Genomic DNA, 18,197 nt, shown 5'->3' on the forward strand with positions numbered 1-18,197 from the left:
AAAACTAATTTTAACATATCGTTAATAAATAGTTTAATTTAAAATTTTAACTTGTCGAAGTTGCCAATAAAATATGATTACAGCTAAGAGTGTTGATAAGAAGTCGGATAAAGGTATAGAACACCACACACCATTTAATTTTAGGTAATTTGGTAAAATAAATAAAGATGGAACTAATATTAAAAATTGTCTGCTCATGCTTAAAATAAAAGCTATGATAGCCTTTCCGATACATTGAAAAAAGTTTGAAATAACCATCTGTATACCACTTAATGGTAGTGTTATAGTCATAATTTGTAAAGCTACGGCCGCCTCTTTCGCTAAATTAGGAGATGGATTAAAGGGTTGAACTACGAGGCTAGGTAAAAGAAATCCAAATAAAAAGCCTAAACATCCGATAGTTAAACCTGTTTTAAGGCTATAATTTAAAGTTTCTTTAACCCTCTTCATATTTTTAGCTCCAAAATTGTATCCTATGATGGGTTGCATTCCCTGTGTTAGTCCCACTAATACCATTATAAATACCATAATAAGTCTATTGGCGATGGTATAAGCCTCTATTGCAGTACTACCTCCGTATACATTAAGTCTGTTATTAATAAATAAAACAACAATAGATGCTGCAATTAACATAAAAAAGGGTGCAAAACCCACATTAATAATTGACCATATGATTTTAAAATCAGGTTTTAAATTACATTCTTTAAACGATACAATTGATTGAGAGCTAAGAAAATGCTTACATACTACTCCTAGACCTATAGCCATAGACAAATTGGTAGCGATGGCGGCTCCTTTCATACCCCATTGTAATATAAATATAAAAATTGGGGCTAATATAATATTGGCTGCGACACCTATGAGCATCATGTACATAGCTTTTTTAGGATATCCAGAAGCGCGCATAATGCTATTAAGAGCATAATTTACAGTTAAAAATATATTTCCAGGGAGGTAGTATACCAAGAATTCTTTAGCAAATGGAAATGTTTGGGGAGTAGACCCAATGGCTAATAAAATAGGATCTATAAAAATATAAATAGCTATAATCATTAATAGGGTTAAGACAACAGCTAATAAAACAGAATTACCGACTACTATTTCCGCTGATCTTATATCCTTTTGTCCTAAGAATATAGAAGTGCGTGTAGATGCACCCGATCCAACCAACATACCTAATCCTGAAATAAAATTCATAATCGGCAATAAAATTCCTAATCCACCTATAGCATGGTCTCCCAAATTTTGTCCATGGCCTATATATATACTGTCAATAATATTGTATAATGCTATTACAACAGTTCCTATTATTGCCGGAATAGCATATTTCCAAATAAGTTTACTTGGTTTTTCATTTTCTAATTCTAATATGTTTTGAGAGTTGTCAAAGGTCTCCATTGGTAAGAAAAGATCGTCTAAATATTAATAAAAATTGTTAGTAAATTAAAAATTGTAAAAATAAGTTCATTTATTCTTCATAATATAAGAAGAATAAAAAACTTATTTCATACAAAAATAGTAAGGTTAATCTTTCACTAATAAGCGAAATCCTTCTCCATGTATATTTACAATTTCAACATTGTCGTCATCTTTTAATAATTTTCTAATTTTAGCAATATATACATCCATACTTCGAGAGGTGAAATAATTATCATTATGCCAAATTTTAGTGAGCGCTTCTTCTCTCGGCATTAGATCATTTTTATATTTACATAAAAGTTTTAAAAGTTCATTTTCTTTAGGTGATAGTTTGTGCATTTTACCATTAACTTCTAATTGTCTCAATTTTGTGTTAAATTTAAAATTAGAAATCTCATAGATTTCTTTATCTTCATTTTCTGAACTAACGGTAGAATTTGAATTTCTTTGTAAAACTGCATTTATCTTATATAGTAATACTTCTGAATCAAAAGGTTTTGTTATATAATCATTTGCTCCAAGCTTATATCCAGTTAAAATGTCTTCACGCATATTTTTTGCAGTTAAAAAGATAATTGGAACATCAGGATTTATGTCAATGATTTCTTTGGCTAACGTAAATCCATCTTTTTTCGGCATCATTACATCAGAAAGACAAATATCGAAATGATCTGCTTTAAACTTTTCTAGCCCATCTTCTCCATCCACAGAAAGAGTCACATCGTAATCGTGAATAGATAGGTAATCTTTTAAAACAGCACCAAAACTTGGATCATCTTCTACTAATAATAGCTTTACTTTTTTATCCATGATATTTATTAATTTAGAGGAATTCGTACTATAAAGGTGGTTCCTTTATGTAATTTACTTACAACTTTAATACCACCATTATGTAACTTAATAATATTTTTCACATAAGTTAAACCTAAACCATGACCTTTTACATTATGTATATTTCCAGTTTCTTCCCGATAAAATTTTTCAAATATCCTTTTCATTACATTTTCAGACATTCCTTTGCCTTTGTCGGATATTTCAACTACATAATTATTTTTGTCATTATAAGTTTTAACATATATTTCGGGTTTCTCCAACGAATATTTATTCGCGTTATCTAAGATATTTACAAAAGCATTGGTAAGGTGAAAACCATCTACATTTCCCACATGCTTTTTAGCTTGGTAGTCTTCTTTTATGGTGCCCCCTCTTTGTTCTACCTGAATTCGAACCGTTTTAATGCTATTTTTTAAAATTTGTTCTATATCCGTTTCTTTTTTTATAAGCTGAAGAGCATTACGTTCAAGTTTGGACATTCTCAAAACCATTTCTACCTGTTTTTTCATTCTTTCATTTTCTTGCTTTATTAGCGAGGTATAAAATTTCATTTTATCTGGCTCTGACTGTACTTTTTCTGAGTTTAATGCATCCGTGGCTATATTGATTGTTGCAATAGGGGTTTTAAATTCATGCGACATATTATTAATGAAATCTGTTTTTATTTCAGAAATCTTTTTTTGCTGAGACATATAATATATCGAAGCTATATAGATAGCTATTATTACGAGGGTAGATGCAATGGTAACTCCAATTGCTCCTAAAATAGGATTTAGTACAGAGTATTGCTTTGAAGGAAAATATACAGAAAGATAATATTGAGCGTTATCTTTTCCATCTGAAAACAATACAACGTTATAATTTTGAGTAAGGTTATTATTTAAAGTAAAATCTTCGCTGTGGATTTTGGTAAGCTTAAGCTTATTATTGAGAATTCCGCACTTAAATTCGGTATTAATGTTATGTTTTTTTAGTTCTAGATAAACCACAGAATCAATTAATTGGATATTAACTCTCGATTCTAAGCTCATCTGATTAACACTTAACCTAGCAAATTCATCCAATGTAAATTTAGGACTTATAAAACTATTTTCAATATTTCTTTCAATGGGCCTAATATTGGTTTGAAAAGAATCTTTTTTTATTTTGAGGACTCCTTCGTCTGTCAATAAGTTGGTTATCTTTAGCGTATCTTTTTTTGAAAAGGGGATGACGAGAGGTTTTTTATTGACAATCGTTTTTTTGTAAATGATATATTTAACAGATTGAGAATCAATAACACTCATTGCTGTTTGTATGGTGCTGGAATCTTTCTGTTTATTTATATCTTGATAAAAATTTGTGAAGGGTTTGTAAAATTTATTAATTTCAATCGTATTGATTTTTTTTGAAGAGCTGTTTAGTGCTTTATAGACATGAGAGGAAAAATCCTGTTCTCCAGCATCAATAGCCTGTTTTAACCAAAAAATCTGCAATCCCACAAAAACAATAAGGGAAATGGTCATTAATCCCGATAAAATAGGAATGAAACGTTCCTTCATCCTACAAAATTAATAATTTTCGTTGATCAATTTGCGAGAATTCTATATTTTTAAATATTCTTAAAGCCTTATCTAAGAAAAGTTAAATCATTGAAAATATTTTATATGTTTGAAATATTATATGAATTTTACTATTAAAAATGACTTAAATTTGTAAGCTTATAACTAAATTATATTATGCACCAAGAAGAAACAAAACCTTTAAATTTTTTAGAGCAGATTATAGAAGAGGATATGGAAAATGGTTTTCCTAAAGAAAAATTGAGATTTAGATTTCCACCCGAACCCAACGGCTATCTTCATGTAGGTCATATTAAAGCTATATGGATTAATTTCGGTTTGGGGCATAAATATAAGGTGCCTGTTAATTTACGTTTTGATGATACCAATCCAGTAAAAGAAGATCAAGAATATGTAGAGGCAATAAAAAAAGATGTTGAATGGTTAGGATATAGCTGGGATAAAGAGTGCTATGCTTCTGATTATTTCCAACAATTATATGATTGGGCGGTAAAATTAGTGAAAGAAGGAAAAGCATATGTGGATAATCAAACCTCTGAACAAATTAATGAACAAAAAAAGAATCCTTTTGAGGATGGTATTGATAGTCCTTATAGAAATAGAAGTGTAGAAGAGAACCTAGATCTTTTAAAAAGAATGAAAGATGGAGAATTTGAAGAAGGAAGTTGTGTGCTTCGCGCAAAAATAGATATGAAATCTCCCAATATGAATATGAGAGATCCTGTTATGTACCGAATTTTGAAAAAACATCATCAAAGAACCGGTAATGATTGGTGCATCTATCCGTTATATGATTGGACTCATGGTGAATCTGATTATATAGAGCAAATTTCTCATTCTTTATGTTCGTTGGAATTCGAAAATCATAGGCCTTTATACGAATGGTTTTTAGATCAAGTATATGAACCTACAAAAGTAAAGAGTAAACAACGTGAATTTGCTCGATTAAATTTGAGTTATACAATAACCAGTAAAAGAAAGCTTTTGCGTTTGGTTGAAGGAAATTATGTAGCAGGATGGGATGATCCGCGAATGCCTACGGTATCAGGTATGAGAAGAAGAGGGTACACGCCGGAAGCCATTAAAGATTTTATGGAAAGGGTAGGGGTAGCAAAAAGAGACAATATTATAGATTTTGCTTTGTTAGAATTTACAGTAAGGGATCATTTAAATAAGATTGCGCCTAGAGTGATGGCTGTAATCAATCCTGTTAAAGTGATAATTACCAATTATCCTGAAAATCAAGAGGAAAAGGTAATTGTTGAAAATAATCCAGAAGATAAAGATGCCGGCGAAAGAGAGGTACCTTTTTCAAGAGAAATATATATCGAAAGAGAAGATTTTTTAGAAGAAGCTCCCAAAAAGTTTTTCCGATTGACTCTAGGCGGAGAAGTGAGATTAAAAGGTGCTTACATTATTAAAGCTGAATCTGTAGAAAAAGATCATGATGGAGTAATTCAGACAATTTACTGTACCTATGACGATAAAAGCAAAAGTGGTAGTGGTACAGAAGAAAGTATGCGAAAAGTAAAAGGAACTTTACATTGGGTGTCAGTAAAACATGCATTGCCTATTGAAGTAAGAATTTATGATCGTTTATTTAAAGAAGAATCTCCAGACACCCAGGAGGATGATTTTTTAAATTTTTTGAATCCGGATTCTTTAAAAACTATTTACGGATATGCCGAACCTAGCTTGAAAGATGCAAATATTGGTAATAAATACCAATTTCAGAGACTTGGATATTTTGCTTTAGATGAAGATTCAACGACTGAACATCTTATATTTAACAGGACGGTAACTTTAAAAGATACATGGGCAAAAATCGTTAATAAATAAAGGTATTAAATATGAAAAAAATAATCTTATTATCAGCTCTTACATTATTTTCACATTTTAGTGAAGCTCAACAAGTAAAAACTCCGGCAGCAAGTTTAAAAGCTGAAGTTGAGCAAATGGTGGGTTTAACAGATGTTGAATATGTTTATTCACGGCCTAACAAAAAAGGAAGAGTTATTTTCGGTGGGTTAGTACCTTATGGGCAAATTTGGAGAACCGGTGCCAATGAAAATACGACAATCAAATTTGGTGATGACATTGAAATCGACGGTAAAACTCTTCCTAAAGGGAAATATGCCATATATACGATTCCTTATGATGATAAATGGGATATAATTTTTTATTCGGATCATGAAAATTGGGGAAATCCTGAAAAATGGGATGATAATAAAGTGGTATTAAAGACAACAGTGCCTATAAAAAAATTAGCGGAATCTGTGGAATCTTTTACTATTGGAATTAATAACCTTTCAGACAATTCTGCGCATTTACAATTTATATGGGATCAAGTGTTAGCAGATGTTATTTTTAATGTGCCTACCCAAAAGATAGCCAATGCAAGTATAGAAGGGATTTTATCTAATCCAAAAGCTGATGCAAATGCTTATTATGCCTCAGCTAATTACTACTTACAATCTAATGGAGATATGAAAAAAGCCTTGAATTGGATTAATAGGGCTATTGATTTGAAACAAGGAGAATCTCCTTATTGGTATTTTAGAGTTAAATCACAAATTCAGGCAAAATTAGGAGATATAAAAGGGGCAATAGATTCTGCTGAAAAATCTTTGGAGGGAGCCCAAAAAGAAGGAAATAAAGATTACATCCGATTAAATACAGAAGCTATTAAAGAATGGAAAAAAATCTTATAATTTTAATAATAAAATAATAACATAAAAACGGTAAGAAATTTCTTGCCGTTTTTATTATAATATGATAAAATTAAGTTTATTAAAAAAGAATCAAAAATACATATAATAAATCTCAGTGCATAAGATCCCTATACATAAAGAAGCCATTATAGTTCCTACCATACTTATAGGTGTTATTTGGCTTGTGTATTTATTGCAAAATTTCATAATTTTAAAAGAATGTTATGGAATTATACCGCTAAGCTTTAAGGGATTGAGAGGGATCATACTTGCCCCACTTTTTCATGGAAATCTTAAGCATATAATCAGTAATACAGTACCATTATATGTTTTAACGTTTTTTACTTTTCAATTTTATGATAAATTAGCTTATTTCGTGTTAATCAATGGATGGCTAATATCAGGGATAGTGGTTTGGATGTTGCCTGATTTTACGATCATGAATTCTTCTATTTTGTCATGTCATATAGGAGCAAGTGGAATTATTTATGTACTCGCTTTTTTTCTATTTTTTAGTGGAATTTTTAGGGGTGAAAAAACATTAATGGCGGTATCGTTACTAGTCGTTTTTTTATATGGGAGTATGGTTTGGGGAATATTCCCAAGAGAGTTGTTAGGAATTTTTAATGGAGAGCATATTTCTTGGGAAAGTCATCTTTCGGGAGCAGTAACAGGATTTATATTAGCTTATATGTTAAGAAATATAGGGAAAAAAAGGAAGAAACCTAATTGGGAGACGGAAGAATATGATCACTCGGATGATGATGAACTTTGGGAAAGATATAAAAATGAATATCCTGAGGATTTTAATTCCATAAGTTCTTCTGAATTCTTTAAAAATAAAGAAGATAAGAAAGATCTAACGACAGAAAACAGAAAAGATACTTGAAAAAATTAAAAATTTACAAATCGAATACAGAGGGACGCTTAATAATAATGCTATCTTTAATCCATAGAAAAAAAGCTCCAGTAAGATATAAAGCAAAAATGCCACCTAATGTAATAAACGAAAGATAAATAAATAGAAGCCTTAATTTAGAGGCACGTACCCCAAATTTTTCCGAGATTCGAGAAATAACCTCAAATCCGTTAGCTTCAAAAATAGTTCTTAATCTTTTGAACATAGATATAAATTAATTAAATTAATGACAAAAATAAGAATTATAAAGTTATTAATTTTGCTCTAAATTATATACTAAAATTGGACTAAAACACCTCCCATCACTTGAGCACCTAAAACTTTATATCCTTGAAATCTTTCATAATTTTTGCTGAATAAATTGGTTCCATTTATAAATATTGAAAAATTATTTATCAATTTATAAGAAGCTGAGAGATTAAGATCAACATAACTATCCAACGTAGTAATTCCTTCTTTAATAGTTGCTGATACAGGTTCATAGTAGAAATAATTACTTTTTCTTTCTCCGGTAAAAAATAATTTTGCCTCAAATTTCAATTTATCTTCTAAAGTTTTATAATTTCCATCTAATCCGATCTTGTAGTCAGGTAAGCTATATGCATGCTTAAGTACATCAAGATTATAGTTATGATATTCACCTTCCAAACCGAAACTTAAATCTCCGTTCCAAAAGTATTGTAAAGCACCCTTAACGGTAATAATATTTCCGTCATCATAAACAGCATTAAAAGTATTTAACCTATTGTAGGGTTTTAAATTAGAAGATATGGTAAGATCGTAAGGATTTTTCATATAAAAATAAAGATTTTCTGCTTTGCTGAAAGAACCTTCTGCTTCATATTTTATACTTTCATCAATATCTCCTTTCACACCAGCATATACTTTATAAAGTACATTAGTAGGTCTGAGCAATTGATTAGAATATAAATACGGATTTTCCGAAAATAGATTCGACATATTATTTAACTTTATTCCCCCGTCTATACCAGCATAGACGCTAATTTCTTTGGCAGCATTGAACAAAAATTCTGCTTTAGGATGAAAAAATATTTTTGTATTGTTGCCTTCTAACTCTCCATTATAGGCGATATTGGCTCCGACTTTAAGATAAGATCCCATACTGGATATCCGTAATACGGGAGAAAATCCAGCAGTAAGGAAAGAATATTTATTTTTAGTATCTATACCAAAATGTGTATAAGTATAATTAAATAATACATCTGCTTCTACACCAAAATTCAAACCTGATAACATAATATTTGTATTTTCTGAGCTTTTAGCTAACTTCGCTTTTAAGTCGACAAAAGTTTCTTTAGAATCGAACTTGTCCCACATATATCCGGTTTTTAAAGAAGCTTTATCTAGGTAATTATTGCTATACATATCATAGTCTGATTTAAAAGTAAGTTGGTTTGTATTTTGTCTTACATTCATCCCTGGAGTAGCATTTAATTCTGGAACATTTAGTCCGTAATAATTCGATCCGTTATAGGTATAATTTCCTGCAAAATGTAATTTTCCTGTTTTTAATTTAAAAATATAAAAAGCTTCGGCGTCTATATTTGTAGAGGACGTTTTCCAATCGTATTTATTTTTAGGGCCATCAGTAGAAAGTGTAGACAATTTTATCCCAGATAAATTATTATTTATCGGATAATTGAAATACAGATCTCCTAGCAATGTATTTCTAGTTCCGTATCCGATTTTTGCATGATTTTCGTAATACGAATTAGTAAAATCGGTATTTAATGATTGAGGAGGTAACTGAGAAGTTTGAAACTCAGAAACTGCCGGAACATCGATAATAGTATAATTTAAAGAATCCTTTTTTGATGGCATATTTTCATTCGTCGGTGGATATTTATCGGGGTCTGTTTTCTTTTTCTCTATATCTTTTACATTAACTTGCGGATTTTTCTTTTGTCTAATGTTTAAAGTCTCTTCTTTAATCTGAGAATATCCTAAATTAGTAAAAATAGTTAGCAAAAAAATAAGTGACAGTATTTTATATTGAGTATTCATAAACTTCTAAACTTGGTATAATTATTTAATTTTGTTAAGCTGAGCTTGGGCTTCTTGTATTACATCTGGAAACTCTTTATAATTTTCTATAATTTGCTCCAATATATAAGTAGCCTGATAATTATCTTTAAGATTTAAATAATTGTTGCTCATTATAAGTAATGCTTTAGCTCCCCAATACTGCTGATCAGAATATTTAGATGTCAAATTAAAAATAACTGAATTACTGGCCTCGTATTTTTTATCGATATTTTTAAACAAAGCATTATAGTACAAAGTCTCGGCTTTTACGGCATTATTTTTAGATTGCTCAAGTGTTGTAAATATTGATTTAGCTTCCTTGATTTTTCCAGTATTATATAAGCTTCGCGCTTTGATTAAAGATGCTTGTTCTTTTACAGTAGCAGAATTTTTTGAATTATTCAGCACTTTTACAGCCATCTCATTAGCCTTGCTAAATTCATTTTGATCGGAATAGATATACATAAGTTCTAATTCGGCAAAAGATCGATAATTTTGATTCGAAGTAATTTTATACAAAGATTCCAAGGAATTTTGAGCATCTCCATCTTTTTCCTGTTTTAGATAAATTTGGGAAAGCCTTACTAAAGCATCTTCTTGAAATTCATTGGATGAATTTGCTACGTCTTTCAATGCATTTACAGCTTGTGTATAATTATTGTTTTGAAAATTACATTCTCCTAAATAATAAAGCGAAGAAATTTTACGGCTTGTATTAGGAAATTTAATTAAAAAAGTAGTAAATTCTTGAGAGGCTGTTTCATAATCTTTATTTAAAAATTTCTTTTGGGCAGACATAAAAGTCAGCTCTTCAGCTTCAGCGTTATCAATGTTATATCCCTTGCTCTTAGCCCAATCTATGTATTCGTTTTCTTTGCCGCTTTCTATAAAAGCCGTTTTTGCTCCAGTAATAGCCTGTAATGCATACTCAGTTTTGGCATAAGTATCGGCAATAATTCCATAATTTACAATAGCTTTTTGATAATCTTTTTGAGTAGTCAAATTATCAGCAATATTTATATAGGATTTAGCCACCAAATCATTATTTTTTGAAAAGCTGATAACTTTTTGAAAATACGTATTAGAATTCTTATAATCTCCAATTTCAGCATATGCCGACCCTAATTCAAAATAAGCATTAATGGTATTTATTGATTTAGGATAATCTTTTATAAATTTTTCAAGTTCGGTAATTTTACTCTTGTAATTTTTTTGAAGACCGTATACAATAGCTTTTTGATACTGAGAATATTCTTTATCTTCGTTATTGGATGAATAAGCCTGTTCGTACATAGTGGCTGCCTGATCTAGGTGATTACTTCCTAAAAAAGCATCTGCTAGTCTAACCTCTGCATCCGCTTTAAATTCTTGCTTAGGATTTTTAAGATATTCCTGGAATGCATCAGCAGCCTTATCAAAATTCTTTAATTTTAAAAAAGAGTATCCTTTTTGATACATAATTTGCTGACTTTCAGGTATAAGTTTGCCGGTGCTTTGTAAAAGTTGTAAATAATCTATAGAATTTCGATAATTACCTAATTGATATTGACAATCACTCATCCAATATAGAGAGCGAGCATAAAATTCCGAATTATTTTTTAAACGAATAGCTTTCTCAAATTCATTAGAGGCTAATTCGATCTTACCTTGATTATAAAGCTGTACCCCATATGCATAAGCAACTTCTTGCTCTTTAAGTTTCAATTCAGGAGATTTGTTTGGGATTGAAGAAAGAATTTTTGAAGCTTCTAAAAAATTACCCGAATCAATATATGATCTAATTAGTAATTCATTAATCTCAAGAGTATAATTGGATTTGGGATATTTACTTAAGTAAGTATTTAAAACTTTAGAGGCAGATTCATATGGATTTCCTACTTCATAGCTCAATTTAGCATAATTTAAATAAGCATTTTCTTGAATTCTTTTATCAAAATCCATTTCAGCCGCAGCTTTAAAAGCGCTTAATGCCTCTTTCTTTTTATGAGTTTTTAAATAAGAATTACCTAGTTGATAATAGGCATTCTGTGAAATAGGTGAAATGTCACCTACCGTAATTTTATTAAAATAAGTGACAGCTTCGTCATATTTTTTGGCTTGATACAGTACATATCCTAGTTGGTAATAATCGCTTAAAGTAGGAGAAGTACTGTTTCTTATATATATTTTAAGATAAGGCTCAGCTTCTGCATATTTTTGTTTTTTAAAATAGCATTCTCCAATTATTTTTGTAATCTCATTTTTAAGTTCCGGATATTTATTAGAGGCTAATAATGAATTTCCGGTAGTAATTGCAGCGTCATATTCACCATCGTTAAAATAAATTTGAACCATGTAAGGTTTGATTTTTTCCGAAAAATCAGGATGATTTAAAAGAGAGGTAAATCTTTTTTTAGCCTCAATATGCTCTCCATTAGCATAGGCGATATGCCCTAATAAATAGTTGATCTGATCTTTATATTGATCACTATACGAGCCTTTTTCAAGATTTTTTTCAGCATTTTCAAAATCCTGATTCATAAATTGTGCATATCCGAGCTTAATGTATTGACTTGCAACTTGGCTTGGAGGAAGTTTTCCAATGTCGACCTTAGCAAGTTCTTCTGCTGCACGATAATAATCCTGATGCAATAAATAGTAATTTCCCAATTGAAGGTGTGCACCTTCCGACAATGCACTTTGCGGATATTTATTCGTAAATGCATCAAATTTCTTTTCGGCTTCTTCGTCTTGTAAAATAATACTTATGAGAGCATCGTAGAAATTTGCAATTTCCAACTGGTAGGATCTAAGATTGCAAAAATTTATTAAATCATTTATTATATATTGTGAACCTCGATAAGCTTCATTTTCATATAATTCTTTGGCATTGCTTATTGGATAATTGTTATAATAAATTTCTGATAGTTGAGCATTTACTAATAGATTTGCTCCTAACAGTGGAATAAGCCATTGGTTTTTTTTTCGCATAATTTTAGTGCATATTTTTAATATAAACGACTTTTTTAGTTATAAAAAACTCTTCATCAAAATAATCTTTTAAATCAAAGATCTTAGCTGCAGGGAAATTTTTGAGCTCCTCAGTTAAATCACCTCCTTTTAAATATAAAACGCCATTTCGTAAACTATTGTTATTTTTACTTAAAAATTTTCCTTTTATCCAAGACATAAAGATGGGCATTTGAGTAACTGCTCTGCTTACCACAAAATCAAATTTTTCTACAATATTTTCTGCACGTGCATTTACGCCAGTTACATTAGCTAATTCTAAATATTGGGCAATTTCATTTACAACCTTAATCTTTTTGCCTATGGAATCCACTAATGTAAATTGAGATTCAGGAAAGAGTATAGCTAAAGGTATTCCCGGAAATCCGCCTCCTGTACCGATATCTAAAATTTTTGTAGTGGGAGTGAATTGCATTACTTTTGCAATGCCTAAGGAATGAAGAACATGTTTTTCAAGTAAGGAATCTATGTCTTTCCTAGATACGACATTTATCTTCTCATTCCATTGAGCGTACAATTCGGGAAGCTTCGCGAACCTATTCGTCTGCTTTTCAGTTATCTTCGGGAAATACTTTTGTATTAAATTTATCATCTTTAGTAATGAGTATACAAAAATATAAGTTTTAATAATATAAGGCCGTATTTTGTAATAGACATTTATGATAGCATAGCGAAAATAAGGATTTAAGTATTAGATAAATATATAGATAATAGCTATTGACAGAATGGATAAATTATTAATTATAAAATTGATTTTTTTGCCCGATTCTATTAATATTAACAAAGATGGAAGAATTGATTTTAAAGAATCGATTAATTTTATATTACCTATTTTTATCACATAAAAAATGTAGATGAATTACTACTTTTAAAATTAATATTATGAATATAACCTCATTCATTCAGAAACAGATCAATATTTCTTCAAGGAGTATTGAAGCAACTGTAAAGTTGTTAGACGAAGATCATACAATTCCTTTCATTGCCCGTTATCGTAAGGAAATAACAGGAAACCTGGATGAGGTTCAAATATTTACCATAGCTAAACTTAAAGCTGGTTTTGAAGAAATTCAAAAGCGCAAGGAATTCATTATAAAAAGTATTGAAGAACAAGATGCCTTAACCGAAGATTTTAGAGATCGCATTGAAAGCTGCTTTGATTTAACTATTTTAGAAGACTATTATTTACCCTACAAAAAGAAAAGAAAAACGAAGGCATCTGTAGCCATAGAAAATGGCTTGGAGCCTTTAGCAAAAATTTTATGTGCCCAAAAGACAATTCCCAATATAACAACGTTGGGTGCTAAATACTTGTCGGAGAATATTACAACTCCTGAAGAAGCCTTGCAAGGAGCACGATATATAATAGCGGAGTGGATCAATGAAAATAATTCTGTGAGATCTGGCTTAAGACGATTTTTTCAACAAACGGCAATTATAGAATCCAAAATTATAAAGGGAAAAGAAGAAGAAAATGAAGCGCAGAAATTTTCGAATTATTTTAATTTTTCAGAAAACTTGAAAAGATCTCCCTCTCATCGATTATTAGCGATTCTAAGAGGAGAAAAAGAAGGCTTTTTACGAATAAAAGTAAAAGTAGAGGTAGATGAAGCCTTATCTATAATAAGTAGATATATAATTAAAACTAACGAAAAAGTAATCAAAGATCAGCTTTCCTTAGCAATAAAAGATTCTTTTTCGCGACTATTGGAACCGGCACTAAGCAATGAAGTATTTCAAATAGCAAAAGAAGCTGCCGATAAAACAGCAATACAGGTTTTTTCATCCAATTTAAAGCAATTGTTATTACAATCCCCTTTAGGTGAAAAAAGAATTTTGGCCATTGATCCGGGATATAAATCGGGTTGTAAATTAGTTTGCTTAGACGAAAACGGAAATTTATTGCATAATGATACCGTTTATCCACATCCGCCTCAGAAAGAAGGTAAAGAAGCGGTTAAGAAGATAAAATCTTTGGTAAATGCTTATAAAGTAGAGGCTATTTCCATAGGTAACGGGACAGCTTCCCGAGAAACCGAACGATTGATACAATCCATAGCTTTTGATCGCGCATTAAAAGTATTTGTAGTTAATGAAGCGGGGGCTTCAGTATATTCTGCCTCAAAGCTAGCAAGAGAAGAATTTCCTTCCTATGATGTAACCGTACGGGGCGCGGTTTCCATAGGTAGAAGATTATCAGATCCTTTGGCTGAGTTGGTAAAAATAGATCCTAAAGCAATTGGCGTAGGTCAGTATCAACATGATGTGGATCAAACTTTACTAAAAAAAGAACTAGATGCAGTAGTTATTTCTTGTGTAAACAGTGTAGGAGTAAATCTCAATACGGCGAGTAAATCTCTTTTATCCTATGTCTCTGGAATAGGAGAAAAGATGGCAGAAAATATAGTGAAGTATCGTTTGGAAAATGGAGCGTTTAATAGCAGACAAGAATTAAAAAAGGTACCAAGGCTTGGAGAAAAAGTTTTTCAACAAGCATCTGGTTTCTTAAGAATTCCCACTTCTCTAAATCCTTTGGATAACTCTGCCGTTCATCCGGAATGTTATCCTGTCGTGAGGCAAATGGCTGATGATTTAGGAGTTGAAATACATGATCTGCTTCGTAATAAAGAACAGATACAAAAAATAAATATAAAAAGCTATATTACGGATGATATAGGCATGTTAACCTTGGAAGATATACTTGCAGAATTGGAAAAACCCGGATTAGATCCTAGAAAACAGGTCAAAATGTTTGCTTTTGATCCTTCTTTAAAAACAATAGACGATTTAAAAATTGGAATGACCGTTCCGGGAATCATTAATAATATTACCAATTTCGGATGTTTCGTAGATATAGGTATTAAAGAAAATGGTTTAATTCATATTTCAAAAGTATGTAAAGAATTTATCACGGATATAAATACCGTAGTGCAACTTCATCAACACGTTGAAGTAAAAGTCATAGATATTGATGTTGAAAGAAAAAGAATACAATTATCTCTGATCGATTAATGTTATACACAAATCGATTTTAATTTTATAAACAACACATTTATTTTTCATAATATATAATTTTTTAAATTATTTAACCTTACGCTATATTTATTATATAAAATTTACGTTTTTGTAAATAAAAATTTTTAGAGAGAAGGTTACATAGTATAATTTTTATTAAAAACTAGTGCGAAAAAAATAAGAATTTATATCTTTATCCCTTGATTGTCTTGGTATTTTATAAAATTCTAAATTAGCTAGAATTTGATTAATTATACAATAATATAAATTAATTAAAAAAAATGAAAAATCTTTATTTGCTGTTTGTTTTAATATTTTTTATTGGTAAATTTTCCGCACAAGATTTTGAAGAACCGAAAGTATCACTTAAAGATCATAATGGAAATTCAAAAATTGTTAAGGTTGATTGCGATTATAATTTTTACGGTAATAAACAAATTGAGTTATCCGCAGAATATCCTATTATAAAACAATCTAATAAATATAAAGTTTCTGCTATTGAATATCCTGCTCATGTTGATTTTTCTAAAGGTACTCCAGTTTCAACTAGTAATACCAATGGAAAAAGTGACGATGTATTCGGAGATGAAGTTGTAGATATAGGTTTTAATTTTTGCTTTTATGGTAACAGTTATAACAAAATTATTGTTAGCGATAATGGGGTAGTCAGTTTTGATTTATCCCAAAGAAATAAAGAGTGCCCTTACTATATTGCAGGTCCTATTCCGAATTCAGGATTACCTAAAAATTCTATATTCGGTGTATATCACGATATGAATAACACAACTCCGAGCAAGATTAAGGTAGCTTATGAAGGTACAGCTCCATATCGTAAATTCATTATAAATTTTGATAACTTAAAGCAATACGGACCTGATCGAATTTATTCCTCTTCCCAAATTGTATTATATGAAACATTCAATATTATAGATATATATGTTGGAAATAAAAACAAAAATCCAAAAACTCCTAAAGATAAAAGAGCATTAATAGGTTTAATAAATTCCTACGGAAATTATGGAATCTCTGCTCCCGGGAGAAATACAGGTGAATGGGAAGCAAAAAAAGAAGCCTGGAGATTCACTCCTGATGGAACAATCGATATTAATGTTAGATGGTATCATGGAAATTCTTCCTATCCGTATCAGTCATCGGGAAATACTTCAGTTGTAAATCCGTCTACAGATACGTACTATCGAGTGGAGGTTACTTACAACGGATGCAAAAGTTTAACCATCACAGATACGATACGAGTTACATTTGATAAGGAATTTCCTAGTGCAAATAAAATTACACCCAAACCTTTTTGTATAAATAAAGGTGATAGTTATACCGTAGATTTGACATCCTATGAATCGGAAATGAATCCTGATTCAACCTTGCATTTTACCTATTATTGGGATAAGGATTTAAGAAATAGAATTCCCGACAATCAAGTAAAATCCTTTACTTTTTCAGGAGATAGAACTGTATATGTAAATGTATTGAAAAGTGGAGTTTGTTGGATCAACTCCGAAATAAAGCTAAGTCTTAACAAGAAACCCGATCTCAAAGATAATCGGCAGTTTATTGTATGTGATGAAGATAATGACGATAAAGAAACGGTAAATCTCTATAAATTTAATTACGGAATAGATAGTAATACGGAGTATATTATCCTGGATGAAAATATGAGAGAATTACCTGGAGTAGTTATTCAAAATTATCCTATAGATTTATCCGGTTCTACCGCCGATACCGTTAAATTTTACCTTAAAGCATGGAATAAATCAATTAAGGATAAAGATTGTTATACCTTAGTTTCATTTACGGTAAAATTGGTTAAAAAACTAGAGCTTCAAAAAAGTGAAGCCATTATCTGTTATGTTAGAGAAGGACAGACAGTTATCTTAGATCTTACACATTACGAACCTAATTTGCTTAAAAATTCTACTATAAATCCGATTCCATCAACAGTAAAATGGGAATATTATAAAGACGATAAATACAAGCAAAAAATTATAGATCCCAAAAAATGTGATGTTAAGCTAAATAGTGTTATTTATGTTAAGGCTTCACATCCTGATTATTGTGGTGAAGTATATACCCAATTAACTCTTCTTGCAGATGCAGATTGCGGCGGTGGCGGCGGTGGCGGCGGCAATGGCGGTGGTATGTTAATGCCTTCCATATGTAACTCCAATGAAACAGAAGAAGTTGATTTAGAATCCTATCTTCCTAACTTCTTGTACGGAACCTCATTAACTGCCCAAGACATCGAGATTATCGGCTTTTATAAAAACCTGGCATGTACTATAGAACTTGAATTAAAAGAATCAACTCCCGGATATATATATAGTGTAAAAGCTCCGGCTAAGCCTACAATTTATTTAAAATATAAAGTTAAAAAAAGCGGGTTGACAACAGTAAGTTCCATAACTATTTTCATATCCCAAAAACAAAGCTTAAGTGTAAAAGATTTTGATATTTGCGATACCTATAATGACGGAATAGAGATAATTGAGCTAAGCAAATATGAAAAAATACTCAAAGATTTGTATACCTATTCTTCTTCTAATCCTTCTTTCGGTAATGATCAGGGTGATAAAATTGTCTTTTTTGATAACCCTACCGATCGGGATATGTATCTAGTTGATGAAAAACATGAAACGGGAATGCTTAAAAAATCCTTTCCGCTGATTT

11 protein-coding genes and 1 pseudogene are annotated in these 18,197 nt (G+C 30.6%); 5 read left to right on the forward strand and 7 right to left on the reverse strand.

Annotated features, from left to right (window positions below; genetic code table 11):
* Positions 1–33 precede the first annotated feature (33 nt).
* The 3 genes from M3Z80_RS01195 to M3Z80_RS01205 form a co-directional block, all read right to left on the reverse strand.
* Positions 34–1,398, reverse strand: coding sequence for an MATE family efflux transporter (locus M3Z80_RS01195; RefSeq protein ID WP_293916759.1), 1,365 nt, complete (start codon positions 1,396–1,398; stop codon positions 34–36).
* Between the two features lie 126 nt (positions 1,399–1,524).
* Positions 1,525–2,229 (reverse strand): response regulator transcription factor, encoded by a 705-nt coding sequence (locus M3Z80_RS01200; protein WP_293916760.1) that lies wholly within the window; start codon positions 2,227–2,229, stop codon positions 1,525–1,527.
* Between the two features lie 8 nt (positions 2,230–2,237).
* A complete protein-coding gene (locus M3Z80_RS01205; RefSeq protein ID WP_293916761.1) occupies positions 2,238–3,794 on the reverse strand; it encodes a sensor histidine kinase in 1,557 nt (518 codons plus the stop codon).
* A gap of 177 nt (positions 3,795–3,971) precedes the next feature.
* Between M3Z80_RS01205 and M3Z80_RS01210 the strand changes: the two genes are divergently transcribed.
* The 3 genes from M3Z80_RS01210 to M3Z80_RS01220 all read left to right on the forward strand — a co-directional run bounded on the left by M3Z80_RS01210 (position 3,972) and on the right by M3Z80_RS01220 (position 7,415).
* On the forward strand, positions 3,972–5,654 hold the full coding sequence (locus M3Z80_RS01210; protein WP_293916762.1) for a glutamine--tRNA ligase/YqeY domain fusion protein: 1,683 nt from the start codon (positions 3,972–3,974) through the stop codon (positions 5,652–5,654).
* An 11-nt stretch (positions 5,655–5,665) separates the two neighbouring features.
* On the forward strand, positions 5,666–6,526 hold the full coding sequence (locus M3Z80_RS01215) for a DUF2911 domain-containing protein (protein WP_293916765.1): 861 nt from the start codon (positions 5,666–5,668) through the stop codon (positions 6,524–6,526).
* A gap of 115 nt (positions 6,527–6,641) precedes the next feature.
* Complete coding sequence (locus M3Z80_RS01220) at positions 6,642–7,415, forward strand: rhomboid family intramembrane serine protease (RefSeq protein WP_293916768.1); 774 nt, start codon at positions 6,642–6,644, stop codon at positions 7,413–7,415.
* Positions 7,416–7,428: 13 nt separating this feature from the next.
* Here M3Z80_RS01220 and M3Z80_RS01225 read toward each other — a convergent pair whose 3' ends face one another.
* The 4 genes from M3Z80_RS01225 to rsmG all read right to left on the reverse strand — a co-directional run bounded on the left by M3Z80_RS01225 (position 7,429) and on the right by rsmG (position 13,092).
* Positions 7,429–7,650 (reverse strand): PspC family transcriptional regulator, encoded by a 222-nt coding sequence (locus tag M3Z80_RS01225; protein WP_293916771.1) that lies wholly within the window; start codon positions 7,648–7,650, stop codon positions 7,429–7,431.
* Between the two features lie 71 nt (positions 7,651–7,721).
* On the reverse strand, positions 7,722–9,470 hold the full coding sequence (locus M3Z80_RS01230; protein ID WP_293916773.1) for a TonB-dependent receptor: 1,749 nt from the start codon (positions 9,468–9,470) through the stop codon (positions 7,722–7,724).
* Positions 9,471–9,491: 21 nt separating this feature from the next.
* The gene (locus tag M3Z80_RS01235; RefSeq protein WP_293916775.1) at positions 9,492–12,461 is read right to left on the reverse strand and encodes a tetratricopeptide repeat protein; all 2,970 of its coding nucleotides are present in this window, start codon (positions 12,459–12,461) and stop codon (positions 9,492–9,494) included.
* Between the two features lie 4 nt (positions 12,462–12,465).
* On the reverse strand, positions 12,466–13,092 hold the full coding sequence (gene rsmG / locus M3Z80_RS01240; protein ID WP_293916777.1) for a 16S rRNA (guanine(527)-N(7))-methyltransferase RsmG: 627 nt from the start codon (positions 13,090–13,092) through the stop codon (positions 12,466–12,468).
* A 290-nt stretch (positions 13,093–13,382) separates the two neighbouring features.
* Between rsmG and M3Z80_RS01245 the strand changes: the two genes are divergently transcribed.
* Positions 13,383–15,512 (forward strand): Tex family protein, encoded by a 2,130-nt coding sequence (locus M3Z80_RS01245; RefSeq protein ID WP_293916779.1) that lies wholly within the window; start codon positions 13,383–13,385, stop codon positions 15,510–15,512.
* A gap of 284 nt (positions 15,513–15,796) precedes the next feature.
* Positions 15,797–18,197 (forward strand): annotated as a pseudogene (locus M3Z80_RS01250) (hypothetical protein); the annotation flags it as partial.

It is taken from the genome of Apibacter sp. (genome assembly GCF_025291155.1).
GTDB lineage: Bacteria > Bacteroidota > Bacteroidia > Flavobacteriales > Weeksellaceae > Apibacter.